Raw genomic sequence first — 22,242 nt, forward strand, 5'->3', positions numbered from 1 at the left:
TCGCTTAATAAAAACTCGCCTCGCCCTCGGGCCGCGTTTTAAAGCGCCGGTGTAGCCAATAATACTGGCTAGGGTGTTCGCGGGCGATGTCTTCGATAAATTGATTCATTCGCGTGGTGTCGGCGAGCATATCGCCGCTCGGGAAGTTCTCCCAAGCTGGGTAGTAGCGCGAAACGACATGGCCTTTGGCGATGGTGGTGATAACCGGCACGACAGCGGCATCAGTCATTTCGGCGAGTTTACCGAGCATTGGCAAGGTGGCGGTAGGGATGCCAAAGAACGGCGCGAAAATCGATTGCTGCGGCCCCATATCTTGGTCGGGCAGATAATAAAACGGCAGTTTTGATTTTAAAGTGCGAACAATCGAGCGGATGCCGGCGCTGCGTTTAATCAGTTGTGGATTATTGTAGCGCGAGCGGATTTTCAGGCTGATTTCATGAAATACACCGCGCTGCTCGGCGTACATACTACTGCCTTGATGATCCATGATAAAACCCATGCCACCAAAATCGAGTCCTAAAAAATGCGGGACTAACATAATGATCGGTCGATCTTGAACTGCGGTGAAGTTTTCAAAGCCTTCGATATGTATCAGTCTGCGTAGCCTGTTTTTACTGCCGTGTAGCAAGATACTGTAGCCCAGTAATGTGCTAGTCATTTGAATAAAATGTTGGCGCAGTACGGCGCGGCGCTGATTTTCTGTCCATTCTGGAAAGCATAAACGCAAATTGGTCAGCCCGACTTTGCGGCGACCACTGACGACGAAAAAGAGTAGCGATCCCAATGGAATCGCAATCCATTGCATTACGCGAAATGGCAATAAATGCAGCAACCAAAGTAGGGCGATGGTGAGTTTAAGTTTCATACTGACTCCGAGCAGCGCGTTGATGGTGCCGCGCTGAAAAATACGCTCCATCCCATTTCGTCGCTGCCAGTGTGCGGTGATTACTGCAGTGCTGGTGCGTTTTGAGGATGGATTTAGACAATTGCAAGTTACGCGGCATCCGGCGGTAATGGTGCGCCTGCTGGGTGTTTGTAGCGACTGTAACTCCAGAAATATTGCGCTGGCACTTGGCGGATCAGGTCTTCCAGATTTTGGTTGAGGACGGTGGCGTCGTGCTCATTATCACCATTGAGCTCGCCAACAAACGGTTGAACATGTAAACGATAGCCTTTGCCGATGCCAAGGCGCTCGACATAACACGGCAAAATAATGGCATTGCTCGATTTTACTAATTTAGACAACAAGGTCATGGTGTAGGCAGGGCGACCAAAAAAAGGCGCCCAAACGCCTTCACCGCCACCCGGCGCTTGATCGGGCAGTAAATAGGCCACACCCCCTTGCTTAAGGGTTTTAAGCAGCACCCGCACGCCAGAGGCATTGGCTGGCGCCGGTTCGGCACCACTACGCGAGCGCGAGTAAATCATCAATGGTTCAAGATAAGCTTGTTTAGGTGGACGGTATAGCGGCGCAAGCTTTTTAGGAATTAAGCCAGCGACACATACCCCAACCATTTCTAGTGCACCTAAATGCGGTGAAACAAAAATAATCGGTCGCTCGGTTTTGAGTGCCGCTTCGACGTGTTCCCAGCCGGTTTTTTCGTGCACTAGCGCGAGAAGTTCAGGAATCGGCCGCATCCAGTGCGCCAACAGCTCGGTGGCCGCGATGCCGTGCTCGGGAATACTTGAGCGAAGTAATCGGGTATAATCCATACTATTTTTCGCAATCGCACTTTGAGTGAGGTTGCTACGCAGGACTTTGCGATGATGGGCACTGCCCCACCAGACCAGCCAGCCGAGCAACCAACCCAGCGCTTGCAGTAAGGGCAGCGGCAATTTAGCCAATAATTTGCAGAACGTAAGCAGCATAATTCGATGAAAACTGTGATTTAAGGCCTGATTGTAGCTGCGATTGGCTCATTTGGGGTCATGTAACCGAGGGTAATACACGAATGAAAGACTTTTTATTTACTTCTGAATCTGTTTCAGAAGGCCATCCTGATAAAGTTGCCGACCAAATTTCGGATGCAATCTTGGATGCCATTTTCACCCAAGACAAATATGCCCGCGTTGCGGCAGAGACTTTAGTCAATACCGGTTTAGTGGTTTTGGCCGGTGAAATCACCACGCATGCCAATGTCGATTACATCCAAATTGCGCGCGATACCATTAAGCGTATTGGTTATGATCATTCGGACATCGGTTTTGACTACAAAACATGTGCGGTTTTGGTGGCCTACGATAAGCAATCTCCGGACATTGCCCAAGGTGTGAATGAAGGCGAAGGCCTTGATTTAGACATGGGTGCTGGCGATCAAGGCTTGATGTTTGGTTATGCCTGCGATGAAACTGCACAATTGATGCCAGCCCCGATTTATTACGCGCATCGTTTGATGCAGCGCCAAGCTGAATTGCGTAAAGATGGCCGTTTGCCATGGCTGCGCCCGGATGCGAAATCGCAAGTGACGCTGCGTTACGATGGCGAAACCGGCAAAGTGAAAGAAGTCGATACCATCGTATTGTCGACGCAACATCATCCAGATGTGTCGCACGCGCAATTGAGCGAAGCGGTGATTGAAGAAATCATCAAGCCAGTGATGCCAAAAGAATGGCTAACCGCCAATACCAAATTCTTGGTCAACCCAACTGGGCGTTTTGTGATTGGCGGCCCAATGGGCGATTGTGGTTTGACCGGTCGTAAGATTATTGTCGACACCTACGGTGGCGCTGCGCCGCACGGTGGTGGTGCTTTCTCGGGTAAAGATCCAAGTAAAGTGGATCGCTCGGCGGCTTATGCGATGCGCTATGTGGCCAAAAACATCGTCGCCGCTGGTATTGCTAAGCAATGCTTGGTGCAAGTGTCATACGCCATTGGTGTGGCACAACCGGTGTCGATCATGGTCGATACTTGGGATACCGGTGTGATTCCAAATGATCAAATCGTCGACATTATCAAAGAAAACTTTGATTTGCGTCCGAAAGGCATTATCAAAATGCTCGATTTGCTGCGTCCAATCTATAGCCGCACTGCGGCGTATGGCCATTTTGGCCGTGACGAACCTGATTTTTCTTGGGAACGTACTGATAAGGTCGAACAGCTCAAAGCGGCAGCTGGCTTAAAGTGATACAAAGAGGAATTCGCACTCTACCCATTGGGGCGAGTGCGGCTTCCTCTTTTTTTGCTTGGAGTTTAGCGATGACCGTTATTGCGCGTTTAGTTCGTCCTGCTGAGTTAGCTGCTGTTAAAGCGTATGCCGATACCGCCCGATTGGGTGAGCCTAGTTTGGCTGATTTATTGGTAGTGGCTGAAAACGATGCTAGTTATGTCGGATTGGTTCGCTTAAGCCACGAGCGTGGCGAGTTAATATTACATGGCTTACAAGCCGATCATCTCGAAGCTCCCGCATTGTTAATGCAAGATGCTGCTCGCTGGATTGCCCATCAAGCTTGCTGGGCACTGGCGCAAGCGGTGGATAGTCCTCTAATGATTGAGCACGGTTTTACCGAGCCCGACATCCAAATTCCTGAATTCCTGCTAGAACTAAAAGCAAGTCGCGAAACTGGCGATTGTGCATTGCAAATCTTACATAGAGCTGCAAAATAGTCTGGTATTTCTATTGCCATCTCGTCTTCATACCTGCGTTATTTGGGTGTACCCATTCGCCTAGGCAGATAAGTTGTCGGTTTTTCGGCTACTGCAGCTTTACATATTGTGATGGTATAGTCATGTAGATCTTTATTTATAAAGGCTGCATAGCTATACCTTGGATTTGCTTTTATTTTTAAAAGGAAAACCAATGACTCAGTTTACCGATTTTAAAGTGGCCGATTTATCGTTAGCAGCATGGGGCCGTAAAGAGCTCACCATTGCTGAAACCGAAATGCCGGGTTTAATGGCAGTGCGAGATGAATATCGGGCTCAGCAACCGCTTCAAGGCGCGCGAATTGCGGGCTCCTTGCATATGACAATCCAAACTGGCGTCTTGATTGAAGCCTTGCAAGCCTTGGGGGCTAAGGTCCGCTGGGCGTCTTGTAATATTTTCTCCACCCAAGACCATGCTGCGGCCGCTATTGCGGCCACCGATACGCCGGTATTTGCTTTTAAAGGTGAATCGCTCAGTGAATATTGGCAATTTACCCATGAAATTTTTGATTGGCCTAACGACGCTAATGGCCAGCCGCAATACGCCAATATGATTTTGGATGATGGTGGCGACGCCACTTTGTTATTGCATTTGGGGGCGCGTGCCGAAAGTGACTTGAGTGTTGTCAGTCAGCCGAATAATGCTGAAGAAACTGTTCTCTACGCTGCGATTAAAGAAAAAATTAAGCAAGACCCAAACTGGTATTCAACGCGTTTGGCGGCGATTCGCGGCGTTACTGAAGAAACCACCACCGGCGTGCATCGCTTGTATCAAATGCATGAGCAAGGGAAATTGGCTTTTCCTGCGATCAATGTCAACGACTCAGTGACCAAATCCAAATTTGATAATCTGTATGGCTGCCGAGAGTCTTTGGTCGATTCAATCAAGCGCGCGACGGATGTGATGGTGGCCGGTAAAGTGGCCTTGGTGCTGGGTTATGGCGATGTTGGCAAAGGTTGCGCGCAGTCGCTGCGCGGCCTCGGGGCAACGGTGATGATTACCGAGATTGACCCCATTTGTGCACTACAAGCCGCGATGGAAGGCTATCGCGTGGTGACTTTGGATGACGTAGCGGATCAAGCCGACATTTTCGTTACGACTACTGGTAACGTCAGCGTGATTGCTCACGAACATCTAGTTCGCATGCGGCACAACGCCATTGTTTGTAATATCGGCCACTTTGATTCTGAAATTCAAGTGGCGAGTTTGCGGCAATACGAATGGGACAATATCAAGCCACAAGTGGATCATGTGGTGTTTCCGGATGGCAAACGCATCATCTTATTGGCCGAAGGTCGCTTGGTGAATTTGGGTTGTGGTACTGGCCATCCTTCATTTGTGATGAGTAATTCGTTTGCCAATCAAGTTTTGGCGCAAATCGAATTGTTCACCAAACTGGCACAATATCCGGTTGGGGTGTATGTATTGCCCAAGCATTTGGACGAAATGGTAGCGCGTTTACACCTGAAGAAAATTGGGGCAAAACTGACTGTTTTAACCGATGAACAGGCGGCGTATATCAATGTGCCCAAAGAAGGACCGTATAAATCAGCGCATTATCGCTATTAAAGCGCTTATTGATGAGGGCGCGGCGCTCAGCCACGCCTTGCCTGCTTTGATCGCCGTTATTGCTGATGATGCGCTTGGTTATCGCATGAATTGGGGATGGTTTCTTGCTCTACGTGTCGCAGCAAATCGCTTAACTTGCTGCTACTGAGCTGCTGGCGCTGGTTGTTGCTTTTTATTTCTTCATAAATGGCAAAGTGTTGCTGCCAATGCGTAAATTCTAAATCGGTTTGGCCACTGGCCGCGTAGCTTTTGGCTAATCCGGCATGCGCCAGTTGGACTAGATATTTTGCTGGGATTTCGGTCGCGGTATCGAGCGCCTGCTGCATAAAATATTGGCTGGCATGCGTTTGCTGTTGTTCTAAATGCAGCTCACCCAGCGCAATCATATTGACGACCTTTCCCCAGTGATTACAACTGCGTGCGCTGAGTGCGAGTGCTCGCTCTAACTGTCGCTTGGCTAAGTCTTGATGGCCAGCTTTGCGTAATAAATGGGCGCGATAGTAATGCAGTTCGGGTTCAAATTCACAAAATGGCAGTTCACATAACAGTGCTTGGGCTCGATCTAGCGCCAATTGGGCTGCCGTATCGTGGTTTAAATGCAATTGGGCGGCGGCAATATTAATGTGATGGCAAATATGCAGATTTTTGTCGCTAATTTGCGCCAGTAGCGGTGCTACTTTTAAGTGCGTGGCGAGGCTGCTGGCTAAATCTTCACTAATAAAAAACAGTTTTCCCAACCCGATATAGGCTCGAGCCATGCCTTCTGGCCATTGTTGGGCTAATGAGCGCTTTAACAGCTGCAACCATAAATCCATAGCTTTGGCGTAGTTGGCGATGTCATAGGCGACATCTGCGTGGCAATCAACGGCGGCGAGCCAGCTTTCATCATCGGCATAGTGCTGTGCAAGTTGGCAGGCGACTTCGGCCATGTGTTCTCGCACGCCTTCAGCGACGCTGGGTGTCGCGCGAAAAGCCAAGGCAATGAGTAAGGTTGCTTGTGTTTCAGCGCGAGCATCGTTAATGCTTTGGGCGCGAAAGCTAATGAATTGGGCTAAACGAAGGGTTTCGGCGGGTTCGGTATATACCAGAGCACGTGCAATGAGTAGCATTTGCTCAATTTCGGCACGTAAATCATAAAAACCCATTCTGTTCTCCTGCGGCCTAAAACCGCTGCGGCATGAGTACAGGGTTATGCGTTGTTAAGCAAAAATTAAAAATTGTCTTATGTGTTGATTTGTTGCAGGGGTTGATCCACTGAAATTTTGCGCATCATATCGCAAATAAAAAGCGGGCCTAAGCCCGCTGATCTGAAATTATTACTATTTAAGCTTGACCTGAAATGATCAAATATTTGGCTTGAAGTTCTTCTTTGCTTTCTTTGTGTTCTGGATCGAGTGGGATACAGTCAACTGGGCAAACTTGTTGGCATTGTGGCTCATCGTAATGACCAACGCACTCGGTACATAGATTAGGGTCGATGACATAAATCTCTTCACCTTGTGAAATGGCGCTATTTGGGCATTCCGGTTCACAAACATCACAGTTAATGCATTCGTCGGTAATAATAAGTGCCATGATTGACAATTCCTTAGTAAAATAGTCAAGTATTCGATATGTGGGGGATTTTCCCACTTTCGGGCCTAAGTCACAACCCTAAGTGTTTTGAGTGGGAAAAAGTATCTTATTGGCCTGATGCACGGCACAATAATGCATATTTGACCGTGCCGGCTTTGCCTTCGCGCAAAATCTCCCAATCGCTGAGCTCTGGCCATTGGGCGCATTCGATATATACCCGTGCTGTAGGGCTAAGATGCTGGGCAATTTGCGGCAAAATTTCATCGAGCAAAGTACTGGCAAATGGAGGATCCAGTAAGACCAGATCAAACTGTTCTTGGCATCGGCTGAGGTAATGCTCGGCAGTACTGCAAATAATCTCAATTTGATCGGCTGCGAGTAAAGCTTGATTGCTTTTGAGCGCGGCAACCACCGGTCTTGCGGCTTCGATCATGACGACTTTTTTGGCCCAGCGTGAAGCCGCTTCAAAACCGAGCGCGCCACTGCCGGAAAAAAGATCCAGACAAACCATACCGGTGCAATCTTGCCCTAACCAGTTAAAGAGCGTTTCACGAACCCGATCAGGTGTCGGTCGTAGCGCCAATGAGTCCGGAAATTTTAAAATTCGGCTTTTATATTGCCCACCAATCACACGAACCTGATTTTTATGCTGTGCTGACATTGCCGCTCCGCGTTAAAATCTAAATAATCAACCATTTTCCTCGATTTGTAGGATAGCCGCCAACGTCATGTTTAGTTTTTTTAAGAAAAAGAAGCCGCCAGAGGCGCAAATTGTCGCAGAAATTGCGCCAGCAACCCCAGTGACGGTGATTGAAACTGAGCCGCTCACGCCAGTCTCTCTACCTGAAACGCCCGTTATCGTTGAGCCGATCGCAACCATTGAATCGATTGAGCCAATTGAGCCAATTGCCGCTGCAATTGAGCCAATTGCCGCTGCAATTGAGATTAAGCCCGCACCCGTTGCGCCGCTTGAGTCGGCGATTGAACCCTTGATTACCCAAGAAGCGGAGCCTGTGCCGCATGCCGATGCGTTTGTACCGCCAGCCGATTTAGCTCAGCCACAAGAACGGCCTAAATTATCTTGGACTGAACGCTTAAAAATGGGTTTGGCAAAAACCCGCGATAAATTAGGTAAAAGCTTAGCCAGTATTTTTGGTGGCGGCCAAATTGATGACGAGCTTTACGAAGAGCTCGAAACCGTGTTGTTGACCGCCGATATGGGTGTCGATGCGACTCAGCATTTATTAAAAGACGTTCGAGAGCGGGTATCGCTGCGTGGTTTAAAAGATTCGGCTGAGCTTAAAGACGCGCTCAAACTCAGTCTGACTGATTTGATTAAACCGCTAGAAATCCCGCTGGATGTATCGGGCCACAAGCCATTTATTCTGATGGTAGCTGGCGTGAACGGTGCAGGTAAAACCACCAGCATCGGTAAGTTAGCCAAATATTTTCAATCGCAAAATTTATCGGTGTTGTTGGCTGCCGGGGATACATTTCGCGCTGCGGCGCGTGAGCAATTGGTCGTTTGGGGCGAGCGCAATGGCGTGCAAGTGATTGCGCAAGCATCGGGCGATGCCGCCGCAGTGGCGTTTGACGCGGTCAACGCCGCCAAAGCACGTGGCATCGACGTGGTGATTGTTGATACCGCTGGACGTTTGCCGACGCAATTGCATTTGATGGAAGAAATCAAAAAAGTAAAACGTGTGGTGCAAAAAGCTGAGCCGAGTGGCCCGCACGAAATTTTGCTGGTGCTGGACGCCAATACGGGGCAAAACGCTTTGGCACAAGTCAAATCGTTTGATGATGCCTTGGGTTTAACAGGGTTGGTGTTGACCAAACTTGATGGCACGGCCAAAGGCGGCGTGATTGCAGCGATTGCCAAAAATCGTCCGGTGCCACTGCGCTTTATCGGAATTGGTGAATCGATTGATGATTTGCGCCCATTTGTGGCAAAAGATTATATCGATGCCTTATTTGAATAAGGGGGTATTTGCGTAGAGGCTTTTTTGAATAAGCCTGGTGTGCATATACCCATACACTCTGTGATTTCGTTGATGCAGAGGTGCTCGCTTTAATTTCGTCCCTGAATGAATTTAGACCATTGCTTGTTGTAGAACGAGCGATGGGTGGGATATGGATCAGTGATCACAAGTCGCTTGGGTGGTTCGTTTTGAGAATGAAGGATGCTAATGATTCAATTTCAACAAGTCAGTAAAAGCTATCCCGGTGGCTTTGATGCCATTCGTAATTTAAGTTTTGAAGTTCCCGATGGTGAGTTGGTGTTTTTGGCGGGGCATTCGGGGGCGGGTAAATCGACTTTACTCAAATTAATGGCCGGGATCGAAAAACCCAGTAGCGGTGCGGTGCTGCTTAATGGGCAAAATTTAGCGCGGATGAGCCGTGCTTCATTGCCATTTGTGCGCCGGCATATTGGGCTGATTTTCCAAGATCATAAGATTTTATATGATCGCACTGTGTTTGATAATGTGCGTCTCCCACTGGATATTATTGGCTTTGATCACATGGAGGGTCGCCGCCGCGTCTTGGCAGCGCTGGATAAAGTGGGTTTGGCGGGTAAAGAAAAGCTCAATCCAATTTCGCTATCGGGTGGTGAACAGCAGCGTTTATGTATTGCGCGCGCGGTGGTGCATCGGCCGTCGATTTTGCTGGCTGATGAGCCAACGGCGAATCTGGATAGTGATTATGCGCATGATATTTTGGAATTGTTTAAATCGTTTCATCAAGTCGGGGTAACAATTTTGATTTCGGCGCACGATGAATCGTTGATGATGGATTATGGTCGACGTATTTTGCGACTCAAACATGGGCAGTTTTGCGCTTAAATTCGGCAAAGTTGAGCGAAGGGAAAATAATGAAAAATTGGTTTCGCCTGCATTTGTTGGCACTAACACGCACGATTGGCAGTTTGTTTCGCCACCCCTTAGGTAGCCTATTGAATTTATTGGTGATTGGGATTACGACGGCATTGCCGCTGGCGCTGTGGACTTTGATTATGAGTATTTCGCAAATTAGCGATCAAGTTTCAGTCGAGCCTGAGCTTTCCGTTTTTTTGCGGCACAGCGCGACAGCTGAAGACGTGAAAGGTTTGCAGGCGACATTAAAAGCCGATGCACGCTGGCTTAAAGTTGAATTTATCCCCAAAGCCGATGCATTGGCGGCTTTGCAAGCAAATTTAGGGGCAACGGATTTAACGGCGGGTTTGGCAGAAAACCCACTGCCGGATGCATTTGTTTTGCAGGCAAAAGAGAATGATCCAGCAGGATTGGATGCCTTAAAAAAAGAACTTTCGTCGATTGTGATTGTCGAAGAAGTGCAGTTAGATTCCGATTGGGCTGAGCGTTTGGCACGGATTACCGATTTAGGCCGTGCCATTTTTGAAGTGTTGGCGAGCTTATTGGCCTTGGCCTTGGTGCTGATTACGGGCAATGCCATTCGGATGCAAATCTTAACGCGCCGTGATGAAATTGAAGTCGCCAAACTGATTGGTGCGACCGATTCATTTATTCGCCGTCCCTTTATGCATGCGGCTATGGTGCAAGGATTGCTCGGTGGCGGTGTGGCAGTGCTGATTGTGTGGGGCTTGGTCGCGTACGTAAACCCAACGGTCATCGAGCTGGCAAGTGCTTATGGGCAATCGGTGAGTTTATTGGCGCCAGACCTTTTAACGATCGTGGTGGTCTGTTTGGCGAGTGCTGTGTTGTGCCTTATTGGGGCGAGCTTGGCAGTATCCAGATATTTATATCAATTTCGTTAAATGCCGCTAAGCAGATTGCTTAAGACTATGACTTGAATAGTAATAATTACCGTGCACAATGCGATCTGCATGTGATTGAATAGAATTCTGATTTGAGGCGATTTAGCACTCTGAACATTTGAGTGCTAATATTTTATGCTACAGTCAGCTTTGTTTTACGACAGGAGATTCAAGCGATGGGCAATGCGATGACACTTTCAACATTATCGATTGGCGATAGTATTGAACGTTATATTCAGCGCGTTAATGCGGTACCTATGCTGTCACCTCAAGAAGAGCACGATTTGGCGACACGACACCAAGAAAGTGGTGACGTGGAGGCCGCGCGTCAGCTTGTGATGTCCCACTTGCGCGTCGTCGTTTCGATCGCGCGAGGTTATAGTGGCTATGGTTTACCACAAGCTGATTTGATTCAAGAAGGTAATATTGGTTTAATGAAAGCGGTTAAACGCTTTGAAGCCACACGCGGTGTGCGCTTGTATTCATTTGCAGTGCATTGGATTAAAGCTGAGATCCATGAGTATATTTTGCGCAATTGGCGCTTAGTGCGGATTGCAACGACTAAAGCACAGCGTAAATTGTTTTTTAATCTGCGCTCGATGAAAACCAGTTTTGCGGCATTAACCCATAAGCAAGCGCAAGAAATCGCGGATGATTTAGGTGTTAAGCCCGAAGAAGTGCTTGAGATGGAAACGCGCATGACCGGCCAAGACATTGCGCTGATTGCAGATGACAGCGATGATGACGGCTATGCCCCTATAGATTGGTTAGCTGATAGCCATAATGAGCCGACTGCGGCCATGGCAAGGGTTGCGACCGATCGTTTGCAGTCAAGCGGTATTTCAGAGGCCTTAGATGGTCTTGATGAGCGTAGTCGCCGTATTATTGAGGCGCGTTGGTTGACCGATGAGGGCGAGTCTTTGACGTTGCATGATTTGGCTGCCGAATTTAAAGTTTCAGCCGAACGAATTCGGCAAATCGAGGCTAAAGCATTGCAAAAAATGAAGCAAACTTTGTTGCCAGCTACAGTTTAAATAAAGAAAAATCAAAAATGAGCGCCATAATCGGCGCTCTTTTTTTTGGACAATTTTTGATTGTTAGGCACGAAAAAAATGCCAAGTGATGGCAATCATACTGGCAGCGATGAGTGTCGCTGCGCTGATTTTACTGATTCGGTGCAATTCTTTGCGGTGTGCCGGATGAAGGCGACGCCAAGCAAAATGGGCGGTGAGCAAAAATATGCACAGATAAAGTAGCTTGCTGCTCATGAATGAAAGTGCACGGGGTGTCCGGTGGTCGGGATGTTGCGGTTGAGTATTGTCTTATTTCTTACAGTACTTAATGTATTACCTTAGATTTCGACTCTTTCGTGTTTATTTTTAAGACTTTTATGAATAAAAAATATTTTTAACTAAGTCATTGTATCAAAAGATAAAAAAACTGGCGCAACTTGTGCCAGTTTTTTTTTTGCTCTATAGTGGGTTTCGGTGGGGTAAAGTGGGTAAAAGTGTATTTTTATAATCACTTTTTCGCTAAAATTGCACTGCAGGTAGATTGACAGGCTTTTGAATCGCATTAGCGAACAAATAGGGGCGTCTGCATACATGTTGGGTGGTGTGTCATCTCTTTCATTGGACAGTAAAGGGCGCTTAGCGATGCCGGCTAAGTACCGTGCTTTATTGTCTGCGGCAGGGCGACTGGTGATTACCATTGATCCGGCGGGATGCGTGCTGATTTACCCTGAAGCGCAATGGATTCCTGTTCGAGATCAGCTCAATACCTTGTCTGGCTCAAAAATGTCGGTGCGCCGTTTAATCGTGGGTCACGCTGAAGAAATCGAAATGGATACAGCGGGCCGTATTTTAATCCCTGCGACTTTAAGGCAACGCGCGCAACTGAATAAGGCGGTTGCATTGGTGGGTATGGGTAATAAATTCGAATTGTGGGATGAAGCTAAATGGAATGCCGTGACGGATTCTGTAATGGCGATGGATCCGCATGATTTAGAAAACAATATGGAAGGAATCGTGCTTTGAGTGAAGTGGTTGGAACAAACTTCGTGCATTGCACGGTATTGCTCAACGAGGCCGTGGATGCGCTAGCGATCCAGCCCGATGGCATTTATGTGGATTGTACGTTTGGCCGTGGTGGCCATTCTCGATTGATTTTGTCCAAATTAGGACCCAATGGTCGCTTAATCGCATTTGATAAAGATTTATATGCGATTGCCGAAGCCGCAACGATTACAGACCCTCGTTTCACGATTGTGCACGAGGGCTTTGTCACGTTAGCCGAATCACTTGGGCAACTTGGGATCGAGAAAATTGATGGTTTATTGATGGATTTAGGCGTGTCATCACCGCAATTGGATGATGGCGCACGCGGATTTAGCTTTAGATTTGATGCGCCCTTGGATATGCGTATGGATACGACCCGAGGGCAAACGGCGGCTGAATGGCTCAATTTAGCCGAAGAAAAAGACATTGCAGAGGTGGTAAAAGATTATGGCGAAGAACGGTTTGCTCGGCAGGTTGCAGCAGCGATTGTTACGCGTAGGGCAAGCAAACCTTTTGCTACAACAGGAGAACTTTCCGAGGTCGTGGCAACGGCTGTCCGCACCCGTGAGCCGGGCCAGAACCCGGCGACGCGCACCTTCCAAGCTATACGGATTTATATCAATCGTGAGCTTGAGGAGCTGTCGCTAGCACTGCCTCAAGCTTTGCGCTTGCTGAAAACTGGTGGGCGCTTATCGGTGATTGCATTTCACTCTCTGGAAGATCGCATCGTCAAACGGTTTATTCAAGACGCCGCCAAGGGCGATCATTTGCCTTCGCGTTTACCGATTCGTGCCAGTGAAATTGCCGCTGCACCATTGCAGGTTATCGGTAAGCCGATTCGCGCCTCAGAGATCGAAATTAAAGCCAATCCGCGTGCACGCAGTGCAATTTTGCGGGTGGCAGCACGCACAGCGGGGCCTTTGTGACGCGTTTGAATATGTTTTTGTTGGCGGTTTTGGTGATTTGCGCCTTGGCGGTCATCACCAGCCGACATAAGTCGCGAAAACTATTTATTGAGTTGCAAAAAGAAGATGTACTCACTCGTAAGCTTGACGTTGAGTGGGGGCAATTGCAACTCGAGCAAAGCACTTGGGCGATGCATTCGCGGATCGAGCAAGAAGCTGGACACAATTTGGAAATGCAAGTGGCACCCTCGAATCGCACTCAGGTTATTTTGGAGCACGGTGAACTCGTGAAGCAACCTGAGGTTAAAGATCTGTAATGATGACAGCAGGAAAAACGGCGGCAAGCCGTCGTCGACCCAAGTATGCAGTAGTCCCCAAATTAGAACGCTGGCGAGTCTGGACGGTATTGGGTGGTTTGATGCTGTTGTTTGCCGGCTTATTGGGTCGCGGTTTGTATTTGCAAATGTGGAATGAAGGTTTTTTGCAAGACCAAGGCGATGCACGCTATCGCCGGGTGTTAAAACTAGAAGCCAATCGCGGCATGATTACCGATCGTAATGGTGAGCCGTTGGCGATTTCCACACCGGTTCAGTCGATTTGGATGAGCCCTCGCAGCATGTTGATTTTGCCAGCAGGGCAGCAGCGTGCCGAAGATTGGAAGCCGGCGAACGATGATGAGCTGATGCCGTTGTCGCTGGATGAAGTTAAAAAATTAGAAACGCATTTGCAGTTAAAAGCGGGTGAGTTGCTAACAAAATTGACCGCATCACGAAAAAACTCGCAAGGCAAAGAAATAAAATCAGATTTTCTGTGGGTGAAACGACATATCTCACCTGCCGATGCAAAAAAACTGATGGCGATGAAAATCCCCGGAGTCTATTCGCAAACTGAATATCGCCGTTATTACCCGGCCGGTGAAGTGATGGCCCATATTGTCGGTTTTACCGACATTGATGGCAAAGGGCAGGAAGGTTTTGAATTAACGCGGGAAAAAATGCTGGCGGGTAAGCCAGGCTCTCGCACAGTGATTCGAGATCGTCGTGGCTACATTGTTGAAGACGTTTCAACGATCGTGCCACCGCAAGAAGGACAAACATTGCAGCTGTCGATTGATCGCCGGATTCAATATTTAGCCTACCGCGAGCTGAAAAACATGGTCGATAGCTCCGGTGCAGTGGGCGGCGCGATTGTGGTGCTGGACGCGCAAACCGGAGAAGTGTTGGCCTTGGCCAACGCGCCGTCTTACAACCCCAATAGTCGCGCTCGAATTGACCCAGCGCATAAACGCAATCGCGCGCTAACCGACTTGTATGAGCCCGGTTCGACGATGAAAGCGGTGACGGTGGCGATGGCACTCAATGCGGGCAAAGTCACACCGCATACGGTGATTCAAACGGGCAATGGCACGATGGCTATCGGTCCAAATCGAGTGAAAGATGATCATTCGGTGGGGGCGGCAACGGTGGAAACCATTATGCAAAAATCATCTAACGTCGGCGTGGCGAAGATGGCCTTGATGATGGACCGTGAGTCAAAATGGAATTTTTATAAAGACGTTGGTTTTGGCGAAGCGCCGCACACCGGCTTTCCTGGTGAAGCTGCTGGCCGGATTCGACCTTGGAAAAATTGGCGGCCGATTGAAGAGGCCACAATGGCGTTTGGCTACGGGATGTCAGTGAGCTTAATGCAAATGGCGCGCTCGTATCAGTTGTTTGCAGGCAATGGCGAAATTCACCCGGTGACCTTTACCAAATTGGTTGCGCCAGCACCTGGCAAGCCAGTGATCTCAGCGCAAACTGCAGAGCAAGTTCGCAAGATGCTCGAAATGGTGACCTTACCCGGTGGGACGGCCACTCGGGCGCAAGTGGTGGGGTACCGCGTTGGTGGTAAAACGGGCACCGCCAAAAAACTGGTCGGTGGTAAGTATTCGGATACGGCACGTGTGGGTTCTTTTGTCGGCTTAGCGCCGATTTCAAATCCACGCTTAATTGTTGCGGTGATGATCGATGAGCCCTCTTTTGCGATGCGTTACGGTGGTTTAGTTGCAGCACCGATTTTTAGTAATGTGGTGGCTGGAAGTTTGCGGATGTTAGGTGTGCCACCGGATGCGCCAACGAGCAATATTTTCTTGCCCAATACCGAAGCCGAAGTAAAGGAAGAAACATGAAGCCTGCGAGTTGGGAATTGCCTGCTTTTGATTTAACGGCGCTGATTGAGCTGCAATCGGGTCGTCCTTTGGTGGCCGATAGCCGCAAAGTGCAAGCCGGTGATGTGTTTATGGCGTTTCGTGGTGAATATGTCGATGGTCGGCAATTTATTGCCGATGCGCTGGCCAATGGTGCCGCAGCGGTGATTTGGGAAGCTGACGATTTTGTGTGGAATCCGGCATGGGATGTCCCCAATTTGGCGGTGCCAGCACTCCGTGATCAGGCGGGTATTGTTGCCTGCGCCTTGATGGGTAATGATTCTGGACTAATGCCTATAGTAGGTATTACCGGAACTAATGGCAAAACCTCGATCGCCAATTGGTTGGCGCAAGCGTTTGATTTATTGGGCAATAAAGCCGGCGTTTTAGGCACATTAGGCAATGGTTTTGTTGGGGAATTAGTCGAATCAACCCACACCACTTTGGATCCTTTGGCCTTGCAAGGCTGGTTAGCCAAGTTCAAAGCCAGTGGCGCAACGCACGTGGCGATGGAAGTTTCCTCGCATGGTTTAGAGCAAGGTCGTGCGCATGGCGTGCCATTTAAAACGGCCGTTTTTACCAATCTGACTCGTGACCATTTGGATTATCACGGCACCATGGCTGCGTATGCCACCGCCAAGGCCAAATTGTTTCAGTGGGATGGATTACAAAACGCGGTGATTAATGCTGACGATGCTTTTGGCCGTGAACTCCTTGAATTTACCAGCGCCCCTAAAGTGTATGGCTATGGTTTTGAGCATGGCAATTTACGCGTTAAGCACTTTGAATCTTCGCTCGATGGCCTCTCTTTGGTGGTTGATACGCCGGTGGGATCGGGCGCGATTAATTCGCCCTTATTAGGGCGTTTTAATGTCAGTAATTTACTCGCCTGCTTGGGGGTTTTGCTCGCCGATGGCGTGGCACTGGATGACGCTTGCCGGGTGCTGGGCCAAATTCGTTCGGCACCGGGCCGAATGCAGTGCTTGGGTGGTTCGGGCAAGCCTTTAGTTGTTATCGATTACGCGCATACGCCAGATGCTTTAGAAAAAGCCTTACTGACTTTGCGCGACGTGATGCCGCAAGGCGCGCGTTTATATTGCGTGTTTGGTTGCGGTGGCGATAGAGACAATGGTAAGCGCCCTTTGATGGGGGAGATTGCTTGCCGTTTGGCCGACTCGGTGGTGATTACCAGTGATAATCCGCGCAGTGAAAAACCGCAGGCGATTATTCAGCAAATTATTGCTGGCGTAGAAGGGGTGCCAGGCAATGGCGAAGCCAACTATGCGATTGAATCAGATCGTGGCTTTGCGATTACTGACACCATTGAAATGGCCAGCGCCAACGATGTGATTTTAATTGCTGGCAAAGGGCATGAAACCTATCAAGAAATCGAAGGTGTGCGTCATCATTTTGATGATGTTGAAGTGGCTAGCCAAGCGCTCGCCAAAAAAGTAATAAGGAAGTCATGATGTTGAATTTGCAGGAAACCGCGCAAGCGCTCAATGGCCTTCTTGCGGGCGCGCCCGAAGTGGTCTTTAGCCGGGTCACGACCGATAGTCGTGACATTCGCGTTGGTGATTTGTTTGTCGCTTTAAAAGGCGAGCACTTTGATGCGCACGATTTTGTTGAACAAGCTTTGGCGCAAGGCGCGGTTGCAGCTCTCGTTGAAAAAGACGGTGACGGTAACCGGATTGTGGTGGCGGACACTTTACAAGCGTTGGGACAATTGGCAAGGTATTGGCGCGCAAAGCACGCCGATATTCAGCTAGCGGCCATTACTGGCAGTAATGGCAAAACCAGCCTGAAAGAAATGCTGGCCAGTATTTTGGCAGTGCACGTCGGAGACGCCAGCAAAGTGCACGCGACCCAAGGCAATTTAAACAACCATATTGGCTTGCCACTCACGGTGCTAGGGCTCAATGCCCAGCATCGTTTTGTCGTTGCTGAAATGGGCATGAATCACTTTGGTGAGATTGATTACCTAACGCGCATTGCCAGTCCAAATGTGGCGGTGGTTAATAACGCCGGCGCAGCCCATTTAGAAGCCTTGGGCTCGGTGGCCGGTGTGGCTCAAGCCAAAGGCGAAATTTTTGCCGGTTTAGTCGCCGATGGTGTCGCCATTATTAATAACGACGACGAGTTTGCTGGTTTGTGGCGGCAATTGGCGGGTGAGCATCAGTGTGTGTCATTTGGATTGCAAGACGCTGAAATCAGCGCCGAGCAGATTGAATTGAACGCCCTCGGTAGTCAATTTCAATTGGCCACGCCAGTTGGAACGGCCAGTGTGCGGCTCGCGGTGCCGGGTTTGCACAATGTGCGTAATGCGCTGGCCGCGGCAGCAACGGCGCTGGCGCTGCAAGTCCCTTTGGCTGATATTGCTGCCGGTCTTTCGGCATGGCAAGGGGTAAAAGGGCGTTTGCAAGCCAAACAAGCCGCCAATGGCGCACAAATTTTGGACGATAGCTATAACGCCAATCCTGATTCGATGCGCGCGGCGATTGATGTTTTGGCGGCGATGGGGGCAGAGCATACCGTTTTGGTCTTGGGGGATATGGGTGAAGTCGGGGCAGATGCCGCAGAGCAGCATGCTTTGATTGGTGCTTATGCCCAGCAAAAAGGCATCGCCGCTTTATTCGCCGTCGGCGAACAGATGACGCATGCCGTGGGCGCTTTTGGTGAACACGGTCAGCATTTTGCCAGTAAAGCGCAATTGCTCGCGAGTTTGCGTGCCGAATTGACGCCAGAGTCGATGGTGTTGGTGAAAGGATCGCGCTTTATGCGCATGGAAGATGTTGTTAACGAATTAGAAGGAGCACAGCCATGTTGCTGATGTTGATGCAATGGCTCGGCGAATCAGTTCGTGCCTTTAATGTCTTTAATTACCTCACTTTACGCGCTGTATTGGCGACGATTACCGCCCTGACTATTTCATGGACTTTAGGTCCATGGGTGATTCGTAAATTGACCGAAATGAAAGTCGGGCAAGCGGTTCGGAATGACGGCCCGCAAACGCATTTAATCAAAGCCGGTACGCCAACCATGGGCGGCACTTTGATTTTGCTGTCGATTGGTTTGACGACGCTATTGTGGGGCGACTTAGGCAATAAATATATTTGGCTGGTACTGGTGGTGACTTTGGCTACCGGCGTTATTGGTTTTGTGGATGATTATAAAAAAGTCGCACTGAAAAACCCAAAAGGCTTATCCGCCAAAGCCAAGATGTTTTGGCAGTCGGCAATTGCGATTAGCGCAGGTTTATTTTTGGTGAATTTTGGCAATGACGCAGCAACTACCGGTTTTGTCGTGCCATTTTATAAAGAAATCTTGTACCCATTTGGCGCAATTGGCTTTTGTATTTTGACTTACTTTGTCATTGTCGGCACCAGTAATGCGGTCAACTTAACCGATGGTTTAGATGGCTTAGCGATTATGCCGACGGTGTTGATTGCGGGGGCGTTTTGTATTTTTGCCTACGTGGCAGGGAATGCAAAATTTGCGATTTATTTGGGTGTACCGCATGTACCCGGCGCGGGTGAATTGGTGGTGTTCTGTGCGGCAATGGCCGGTGCTGGCCTTGGATTTTTATGGTTTAACGCCTATCCCGCTGAAGTCTTTATGGGCGATGTTGGCGCTTTGGCGCTCGGCGCGGGCTTGGGCATGGTCGCGGTCATTGTGCGGCAAGAAATTGTGTTGTTGATTATGGGTGGCGTGTTTGTGGTTGAAGCGCTGTCGGTGATGATTCAAGTTGCTAGTTTTAAAACCCGCGGAAAACGCGTGTTTCGGATGGCACCATTGCATCATCATTACGAATTAAAAGGCTGGAAAGAAACTCAAGTGGTGGTCCGTTTCTGGATTATTACCATGCTCTTGGTCTTGGTTGGCTTGGCCACCTTGAAATTACGGTAAGCAAAGATGGAACTCAAAGCAAAGCATTGTATCGTGGTCGGTTTAGGTGACACCGGTTTGGCGACCACCCGCTGGTTGGTCGGGCAAGGTGCACAAGTGACTGTGGCCGATAGCCGCCCAACGCCGCCGAATTTGGCGCAAGTTCAAGCGCAATTGCCACAAGTTGCATTGCGTTTGGGCTCATTTAACGTCGATACCTTTGCTGATGCCGATGTCTTAATTACCAGCCCAGGTGTGCCCTTGGCAACGCCAGAAGTGGTGGCGGCGATTGCGCGCGGTATCCCAGTGATTGGGGATATTGAATTGTTGGCTTTGGCGCTGCAAGGTCAGCCTGGCAAAGTGATTGCGATTACCGGATCGAACGGTAAATCCACAGTGACCACGATGGTGGCGCAAATGTGTGAAGCCGCCGGTAAAACCACCGTGATGGCCGGCAATATTGGCGTTCCGGTGTTGACGGCATTGGCGCAATGGCAGGCGCGTGGCGAGTGGCCCGATTTTTGGGTGTTGGAGCTATCTAGTTTTCAATTGGAAACGACTTATTCTTTGGTGCCGACGGCTGCGACGGTACTGAATGTCTCCGAAGATCATTTAGATCGTTACGCCGGAATGAAAGAATATGCGGCAACCAAGGCGCGTATTTTTAACGGCCAAGGGGTGCAAATTCTCAATCGTGAAGATGGTTGGTGTAAGGGTATGGCTGATTCAGACCAAGATGTGATTTGGTTTGGCGCAGATGCCCCTGCTGATGGCGAGTATGGTTTACTTGAAATCGACAATGATTTTAGCCTTCGCTATGGCGCAACTGAATTACTCAATGCCTCCGAATTACCGGTAGCGGGTTTGCATAATGCCGTGAATGCACTGGCCTCGATTGCCTTATGCCGTGCCGCCGATTTGCCGTTAGCGCCATTGCTTGAGGCTTTGAAAAACTTCAAAGGCTTACCGCATCGGGTTGAGTTTGTCGCCGACATCAATGGTGTCGCGTATTACGACGATTCAAAAGGCACCAATGTTGGTGCGACTGAAGCGGCTTTAAAAGGCATGACGCGGCCGGTGGTGTTGATTGCGGGGGGTGAGGGCAAGGGGCAAGATTTCTCACCATTACTTGAAGCCTGCGAGCGAATTTGTCGTGCTGTTTTACTCATTGGCAAAGATGCCCCGGCTTTGGCCGAGGTATTAAATGAAGCGCAATCGGCTTATTTGCCAGATGACGATGATAATTATTTGCCGGTGATGATGTTACCGACGCTAGAAATGGCGGTCTCGGTAGCGAGTAATTTTGCCGAGCCTGGCGATGTGGTCTTGTTGTCACCGGCGTGCGCTAGTTTAGATATGTTTCGCAATTACCATCATCGCGCCGAAGTATTTATTGCCGCAGTGAAAGAGTTGGAGCAGTAATGCGGCAAATTCTTTATCAAGCCATGCAGCGCATGAAACCCAAAATGAGCGCTTATGATCGAGGCTTATTTTGGTGCGTTACTTTATTGCTGACGATTGGCTTGGTAATGGTGTATTCCTCATCGATTGCAATGGCTGAGGTGGATAAAGATACCGGATTTAATTCCAGTTATTTTTTGATGCGGCATTCTGCATTTTTGGTTGTAGGTATACTTGCTGGATTTATTGCATTTAATATTCCGACTGAAATATGGCATCGTTATGCCCCGGCTTTATTTATATTGGGTATTGTGTTATTAATTTTGGTGCTGATTCCGGGTATTGGTCGTGAGGTGAATGGCAGTCGGCGCTGGTTAAGTTTATTTGTGATTAATTTGCAGCCCTCCGAATTGGTTAAATATTTTGCTGTGCTGTATGCCGCTGATTATAGCGTGCGTAAAAACAGCAGTATGACATCTTCTTTTGTGGACAGCTTAACCAAGGTCTTATTACCGCTCGGCGTTGTAATGGCCATTGTGGGTGGCTTATTATTGGCCGAGCCCGATATGGGGGCCTTGATTGTCGTCACCGCCATTGCGATGGGGATTTTGTTTTTGGCGGGATTTAGTTGGCGAATCTTTGCTGGCCTGATTATGTTTTTAGGCGGCGCTTTTTTTGCTTTGATTATTTCGAGTCCTTATCGCCGTGCACGAGTTTTAGGGTTTTTAGATCCTTGGCAAGATCCGTATGGTAAAGGTTACCAATTAAGTCATTCTTTAATTGCTTTTGGTCGTGGTGAATTTACTGGCGTTGGTTTGGGGTTGAGTGTCGAAAAACTCTCGTATTTACCCGAAGCGCATACCGACTTTTTAATGGCGATTATTGCGGAGGAATTTGGCTTTATTGGCGTTACCGTGGTGATTAGCTTATTTGCATTTTTAGTTTTCCGTGCTTTTTCGATTGGCGTACAGGCGAATAAATTAGAGCGGCATTGGCAATCATTAGCAGCGCAAGGCGTTGGTATTTGGATTGGCGTGCAAACGGTGATTAATATCGGCGTCAATATGGGCGTGATGCCGACTAAAGGGTTAACGCTGCCTTTATTGTCATTTGGTGGTTCGGGGATTGTGGCTAATTTATTGGCGCTGGGTTTTTTATTACGGATTGATTTTGAAAATCGTCAAATGATTCGAGGCTATAAGGTATGACGATTGTTTTCTCGGTGCTTTTTATTGTTGCCATGCTG

22 protein-coding genes are annotated in these 22,242 nt (G+C 48.8%); 16 read left to right on the forward strand and 6 right to left on the reverse strand.

Going from position 1 to position 22,242, the window contains the following annotated elements:
* Window positions 1-4: 4 nt before the first annotated feature.
* Window positions 5-865 (reverse strand): LpxL/LpxP family acyltransferase, encoded by an 861-nt coding sequence (locus LG219_RS11050; RefSeq protein WP_226764553.1) that lies wholly within the window; start codon window positions 863-865, stop codon window positions 5-7.
* Window positions 866-993: 128 nt separating this feature from the next.
* Window positions 994-1,869, reverse strand: a complete 876-nt coding sequence (locus LG219_RS11055) for a lysophospholipid acyltransferase family protein (protein WP_226764554.1) — start codon at window positions 1,867-1,869, stop codon at window positions 994-996.
* A gap of 83 nt (window positions 1,870-1,952) precedes the next feature.
* Here LG219_RS11055 and metK point away from each other — a divergent pair, with 83 nt between their 5' ends.
* The 3 genes from metK (at window position 1,953) to ahcY (ending at window position 5,213) form a co-directional block, all read left to right on the forward strand.
* Complete coding sequence (metK, locus tag LG219_RS11060) at window positions 1,953-3,125, forward strand: methionine adenosyltransferase (RefSeq protein ID WP_226764555.1); 1,173 nt, start codon at window positions 1,953-1,955, stop codon at window positions 3,123-3,125.
* Window positions 3,126-3,196: 71 nt separating this feature from the next.
* Window positions 3,197-3,604, forward strand: a complete 408-nt coding sequence (locus tag LG219_RS11065) for a hypothetical protein (RefSeq protein ID WP_226764556.1) — start codon at window positions 3,197-3,199, stop codon at window positions 3,602-3,604.
* Window positions 3,605-3,797: 193 nt separating this feature from the next.
* Complete coding sequence (gene ahcY, locus LG219_RS11070; RefSeq protein WP_226764557.1) at window positions 3,798-5,213, forward strand: adenosylhomocysteinase; 1,416 nt, start codon at window positions 3,798-3,800, stop codon at window positions 5,211-5,213.
* A 56-nt stretch (window positions 5,214-5,269) separates the two neighbouring features.
* Here the strand turns inward: ahcY and LG219_RS11075 are convergent, their stop codons facing one another.
* From LG219_RS11075 to rsmD, 3 genes are all read right to left on the reverse strand, one after another.
* Window positions 5,270-6,358 carry a tetratricopeptide repeat protein gene (locus LG219_RS11075; RefSeq protein WP_226764558.1) on the reverse strand — a complete coding sequence of 363 codons (1,089 nt, stop codon included), beginning with the start codon at window positions 6,356-6,358 and terminating at the stop codon, window positions 5,270-5,272.
* Between the two features lie 178 nt (window positions 6,359-6,536).
* Window positions 6,537-6,788 carry a YfhL family 4Fe-4S dicluster ferredoxin gene (locus LG219_RS11080; protein WP_173532981.1) on the reverse strand — a complete coding sequence of 84 codons (252 nt, stop codon included), beginning with the start codon at window positions 6,786-6,788 and terminating at the stop codon, window positions 6,537-6,539.
* Between the two features lie 106 nt (window positions 6,789-6,894).
* The gene (rsmD, locus tag LG219_RS11085) at window positions 6,895-7,449 is read right to left on the reverse strand and encodes a 16S rRNA (guanine(966)-N(2))-methyltransferase RsmD (protein WP_226764559.1); all 555 of its coding nucleotides are present in this window, start codon (window positions 7,447-7,449) and stop codon (window positions 6,895-6,897) included.
* Window positions 7,450-7,516: 67 nt separating this feature from the next.
* Here rsmD and ftsY point away from each other — a divergent pair, with 67 nt between their 5' ends.
* The 4 genes from ftsY (at window position 7,517) to rpoH (ending at window position 11,597) form a co-directional block, all read left to right on the forward strand.
* A complete protein-coding gene (ftsY, locus tag LG219_RS11090; protein WP_226764560.1) occupies window positions 7,517-8,770 on the forward strand; it encodes a signal recognition particle-docking protein FtsY in 1,254 nt (417 codons plus the stop codon).
* 207 nt (window positions 8,771-8,977) lie between these two features.
* Window positions 8,978-9,631: a cell division ATP-binding protein FtsE gene (gene ftsE / locus LG219_RS11095; RefSeq protein ID WP_226764561.1), complete on the forward strand. Its 654-nt coding sequence runs from the start codon at window positions 8,978-8,980 to the stop codon at window positions 9,629-9,631.
* 29 nt (window positions 9,632-9,660) lie between these two features.
* The gene (gene ftsX / locus LG219_RS11100) at window positions 9,661-10,563 is read left to right on the forward strand and encodes a permease-like cell division protein FtsX (RefSeq protein ID WP_226764562.1); all 903 of its coding nucleotides are present in this window, start codon (window positions 9,661-9,663) and stop codon (window positions 10,561-10,563) included.
* A gap of 188 nt (window positions 10,564-10,751) precedes the next feature.
* Window positions 10,752-11,597, forward strand: coding sequence for an RNA polymerase sigma factor RpoH (gene rpoH, locus LG219_RS11105; RefSeq protein ID WP_250647303.1), 846 nt, complete (start codon window positions 10,752-10,754; stop codon window positions 11,595-11,597).
* Window positions 11,598-11,660: 63 nt separating this feature from the next.
* Here rpoH and LG219_RS15625 read toward each other — a convergent pair whose 3' ends face one another.
* Window positions 11,661-11,831, reverse strand: a complete 171-nt coding sequence (locus LG219_RS15625; protein WP_444542518.1) for a protein MIGRI — start codon at window positions 11,829-11,831, stop codon at window positions 11,661-11,663.
* A gap of 336 nt (window positions 11,832-12,167) precedes the next feature.
* On the opposite strand from LG219_RS15625, the gene mraZ reads away from it, so the two are divergent.
* The 9 genes from mraZ to ftsW are packed head-to-tail and all read left to right on the forward strand — an operon-like array spanning window position 12,168 to window position 22,204.
* Complete coding sequence (gene mraZ, locus LG219_RS11110; RefSeq protein ID WP_226764679.1) at window positions 12,168-12,599, forward strand: division/cell wall cluster transcriptional repressor MraZ; 432 nt, start codon at window positions 12,168-12,170, stop codon at window positions 12,597-12,599.
* Window positions 12,600-12,604: 5 nt separating this feature from the next.
* A complete protein-coding gene (gene rsmH, locus LG219_RS11115; protein WP_226764680.1) occupies window positions 12,605-13,546 on the forward strand; it encodes a 16S rRNA (cytosine(1402)-N(4))-methyltransferase RsmH in 942 nt (313 codons plus the stop codon).
* Window positions 13,543-13,842, forward strand: a complete 300-nt coding sequence (gene ftsL / locus LG219_RS11120; RefSeq protein WP_173532988.1) for a cell division protein FtsL — start codon at window positions 13,543-13,545, stop codon at window positions 13,840-13,842. Before rsmH ends, ftsL begins: the two co-directional genes overlap by 4 nt.
* Entirely contained in the window at window positions 13,842-15,692 is a 1,851-nt protein-coding gene (locus LG219_RS11125) for a peptidoglycan D,D-transpeptidase FtsI family protein (RefSeq protein WP_226764564.1), read from the forward strand. The genes ftsL and LG219_RS11125 overlap by 1 nt, the downstream gene beginning before the upstream one ends.
* The gene (locus LG219_RS11130) at window positions 15,689-17,179 is read left to right on the forward strand and encodes a UDP-N-acetylmuramoyl-L-alanyl-D-glutamate--2,6-diaminopimelate ligase (RefSeq protein ID WP_226764565.1); all 1,491 of its coding nucleotides are present in this window, start codon (window positions 15,689-15,691) and stop codon (window positions 17,177-17,179) included. The genes LG219_RS11125 and LG219_RS11130 overlap by 4 nt, the downstream gene beginning before the upstream one ends.
* The gene (locus LG219_RS11135; protein ID WP_226764566.1) at window positions 17,179-18,540 is read left to right on the forward strand and encodes a UDP-N-acetylmuramoyl-tripeptide--D-alanyl-D-alanine ligase; all 1,362 of its coding nucleotides are present in this window, start codon (window positions 17,179-17,181) and stop codon (window positions 18,538-18,540) included. The genes LG219_RS11130 and LG219_RS11135 overlap by 1 nt, the downstream gene beginning before the upstream one ends.
* 2 nt (window positions 18,541-18,542) lie before the next feature.
* On the forward strand, window positions 18,543-19,616 hold the full coding sequence (gene mraY, locus LG219_RS11140) for a phospho-N-acetylmuramoyl-pentapeptide-transferase (protein ID WP_444542520.1): 1,074 nt from the start codon (window positions 18,543-18,545) through the stop codon (window positions 19,614-19,616).
* Between the two features lie 6 nt (window positions 19,617-19,622).
* The gene (gene murD / locus LG219_RS11145; RefSeq protein WP_226764568.1) at window positions 19,623-21,017 is read left to right on the forward strand and encodes a UDP-N-acetylmuramoyl-L-alanine--D-glutamate ligase; all 1,395 of its coding nucleotides are present in this window, start codon (window positions 19,623-19,625) and stop codon (window positions 21,015-21,017) included.
* The gene (ftsW, locus tag LG219_RS11150; RefSeq protein ID WP_226764569.1) at window positions 21,017-22,204 is read left to right on the forward strand and encodes a putative lipid II flippase FtsW; all 1,188 of its coding nucleotides are present in this window, start codon (window positions 21,017-21,019) and stop codon (window positions 22,202-22,204) included. Before murD ends, ftsW begins: the two co-directional genes overlap by 1 nt.
* The last annotated feature ends 38 nt before the right edge of the window (window positions 22,205-22,242 follow it).

The organism is Deefgea salmonis, from assembly GCF_020531905.1.
Classification (GTDB): Bacteria; Pseudomonadota; Gammaproteobacteria; order Burkholderiales; family Chitinibacteraceae; genus Deefgea; species Deefgea salmonis.

Bases quoted from the DNA above. Each gene is read 5' to 3' on its own strand.
- LG219_RS11050 (WP_226764553.1), bottom strand. From the start codon at position 865: ATGAAACTTAAACTCACCATCGCCCTACTTTGGTTGCTGCATTTATTG.
- LG219_RS11055 (WP_226764554.1), bottom strand. From the start codon at position 1,869: ATGCTGCTTACGTTCTGCAAATTATTGGCTAAATTGCCGCTGCCCTTA.
- metK (WP_226764555.1), top strand. From the start codon at position 1,953: ATGAAAGACTTTTTATTTACTTCTGAATCTGTTTCAGAAGGCCATCCT.
- LG219_RS11065 (WP_226764556.1), top strand. From the start codon at position 3,197: ATGACCGTTATTGCGCGTTTAGTTCGTCCTGCTGAGTTAGCTGCTGTT.
- ahcY (WP_226764557.1), top strand. From the start codon at position 3,798: ATGACTCAGTTTACCGATTTTAAAGTGGCCGATTTATCGTTAGCAGCA.
- LG219_RS11075 (WP_226764558.1), bottom strand. From the start codon at position 6,358: ATGGGTTTTTATGATTTACGTGCCGAAATTGAGCAAATGCTACTCATT.
- LG219_RS11080 (WP_173532981.1), bottom strand. From the start codon at position 6,788: ATGGCACTTATTATTACCGACGAATGCATTAACTGTGATGTTTGTGAA.
- rsmD (WP_226764559.1), bottom strand. From the start codon at position 7,449: ATGTCAGCACAGCATAAAAATCAGGTTCGTGTGATTGGTGGGCAATAT.
- ftsY (WP_226764560.1), top strand. From the start codon at position 7,517: ATGTTTAGTTTTTTTAAGAAAAAGAAGCCGCCAGAGGCGCAAATTGTC.
- ftsE (WP_226764561.1), top strand. From the start codon at position 8,978: ATGATTCAATTTCAACAAGTCAGTAAAAGCTATCCCGGTGGCTTTGAT.
- ftsX (WP_226764562.1), top strand. From the start codon at position 9,661: ATGAAAAATTGGTTTCGCCTGCATTTGTTGGCACTAACACGCACGATT.
- rpoH (WP_250647303.1), top strand. From the start codon at position 10,752: ATGACACTTTCAACATTATCGATTGGCGATAGTATTGAACGTTATATT.
- LG219_RS15625 (WP_444542518.1), bottom strand. From the start codon at position 11,831: ATGAGCAGCAAGCTACTTTATCTGTGCATATTTTTGCTCACCGCCCAT.
- mraZ (WP_226764679.1), top strand. From the start codon at position 12,168: ATGTTGGGTGGTGTGTCATCTCTTTCATTGGACAGTAAAGGGCGCTTA.
- LG219_RS11125 (WP_226764564.1), top strand. From the start codon at position 13,842: ATGATGACAGCAGGAAAAACGGCGGCAAGCCGTCGTCGACCCAAGTAT.
- LG219_RS11130 (WP_226764565.1), top strand. From the start codon at position 15,689: ATGAAGCCTGCGAGTTGGGAATTGCCTGCTTTTGATTTAACGGCGCTG.
- LG219_RS11135 (WP_226764566.1), top strand. From the start codon at position 17,179: ATGTTGAATTTGCAGGAAACCGCGCAAGCGCTCAATGGCCTTCTTGCG.
- murD (WP_226764568.1), top strand. From the start codon at position 19,623: ATGGAACTCAAAGCAAAGCATTGTATCGTGGTCGGTTTAGGTGACACC.
- ftsW (WP_226764569.1), top strand. From the start codon at position 21,017: ATGCGGCAAATTCTTTATCAAGCCATGCAGCGCATGAAACCCAAAATG.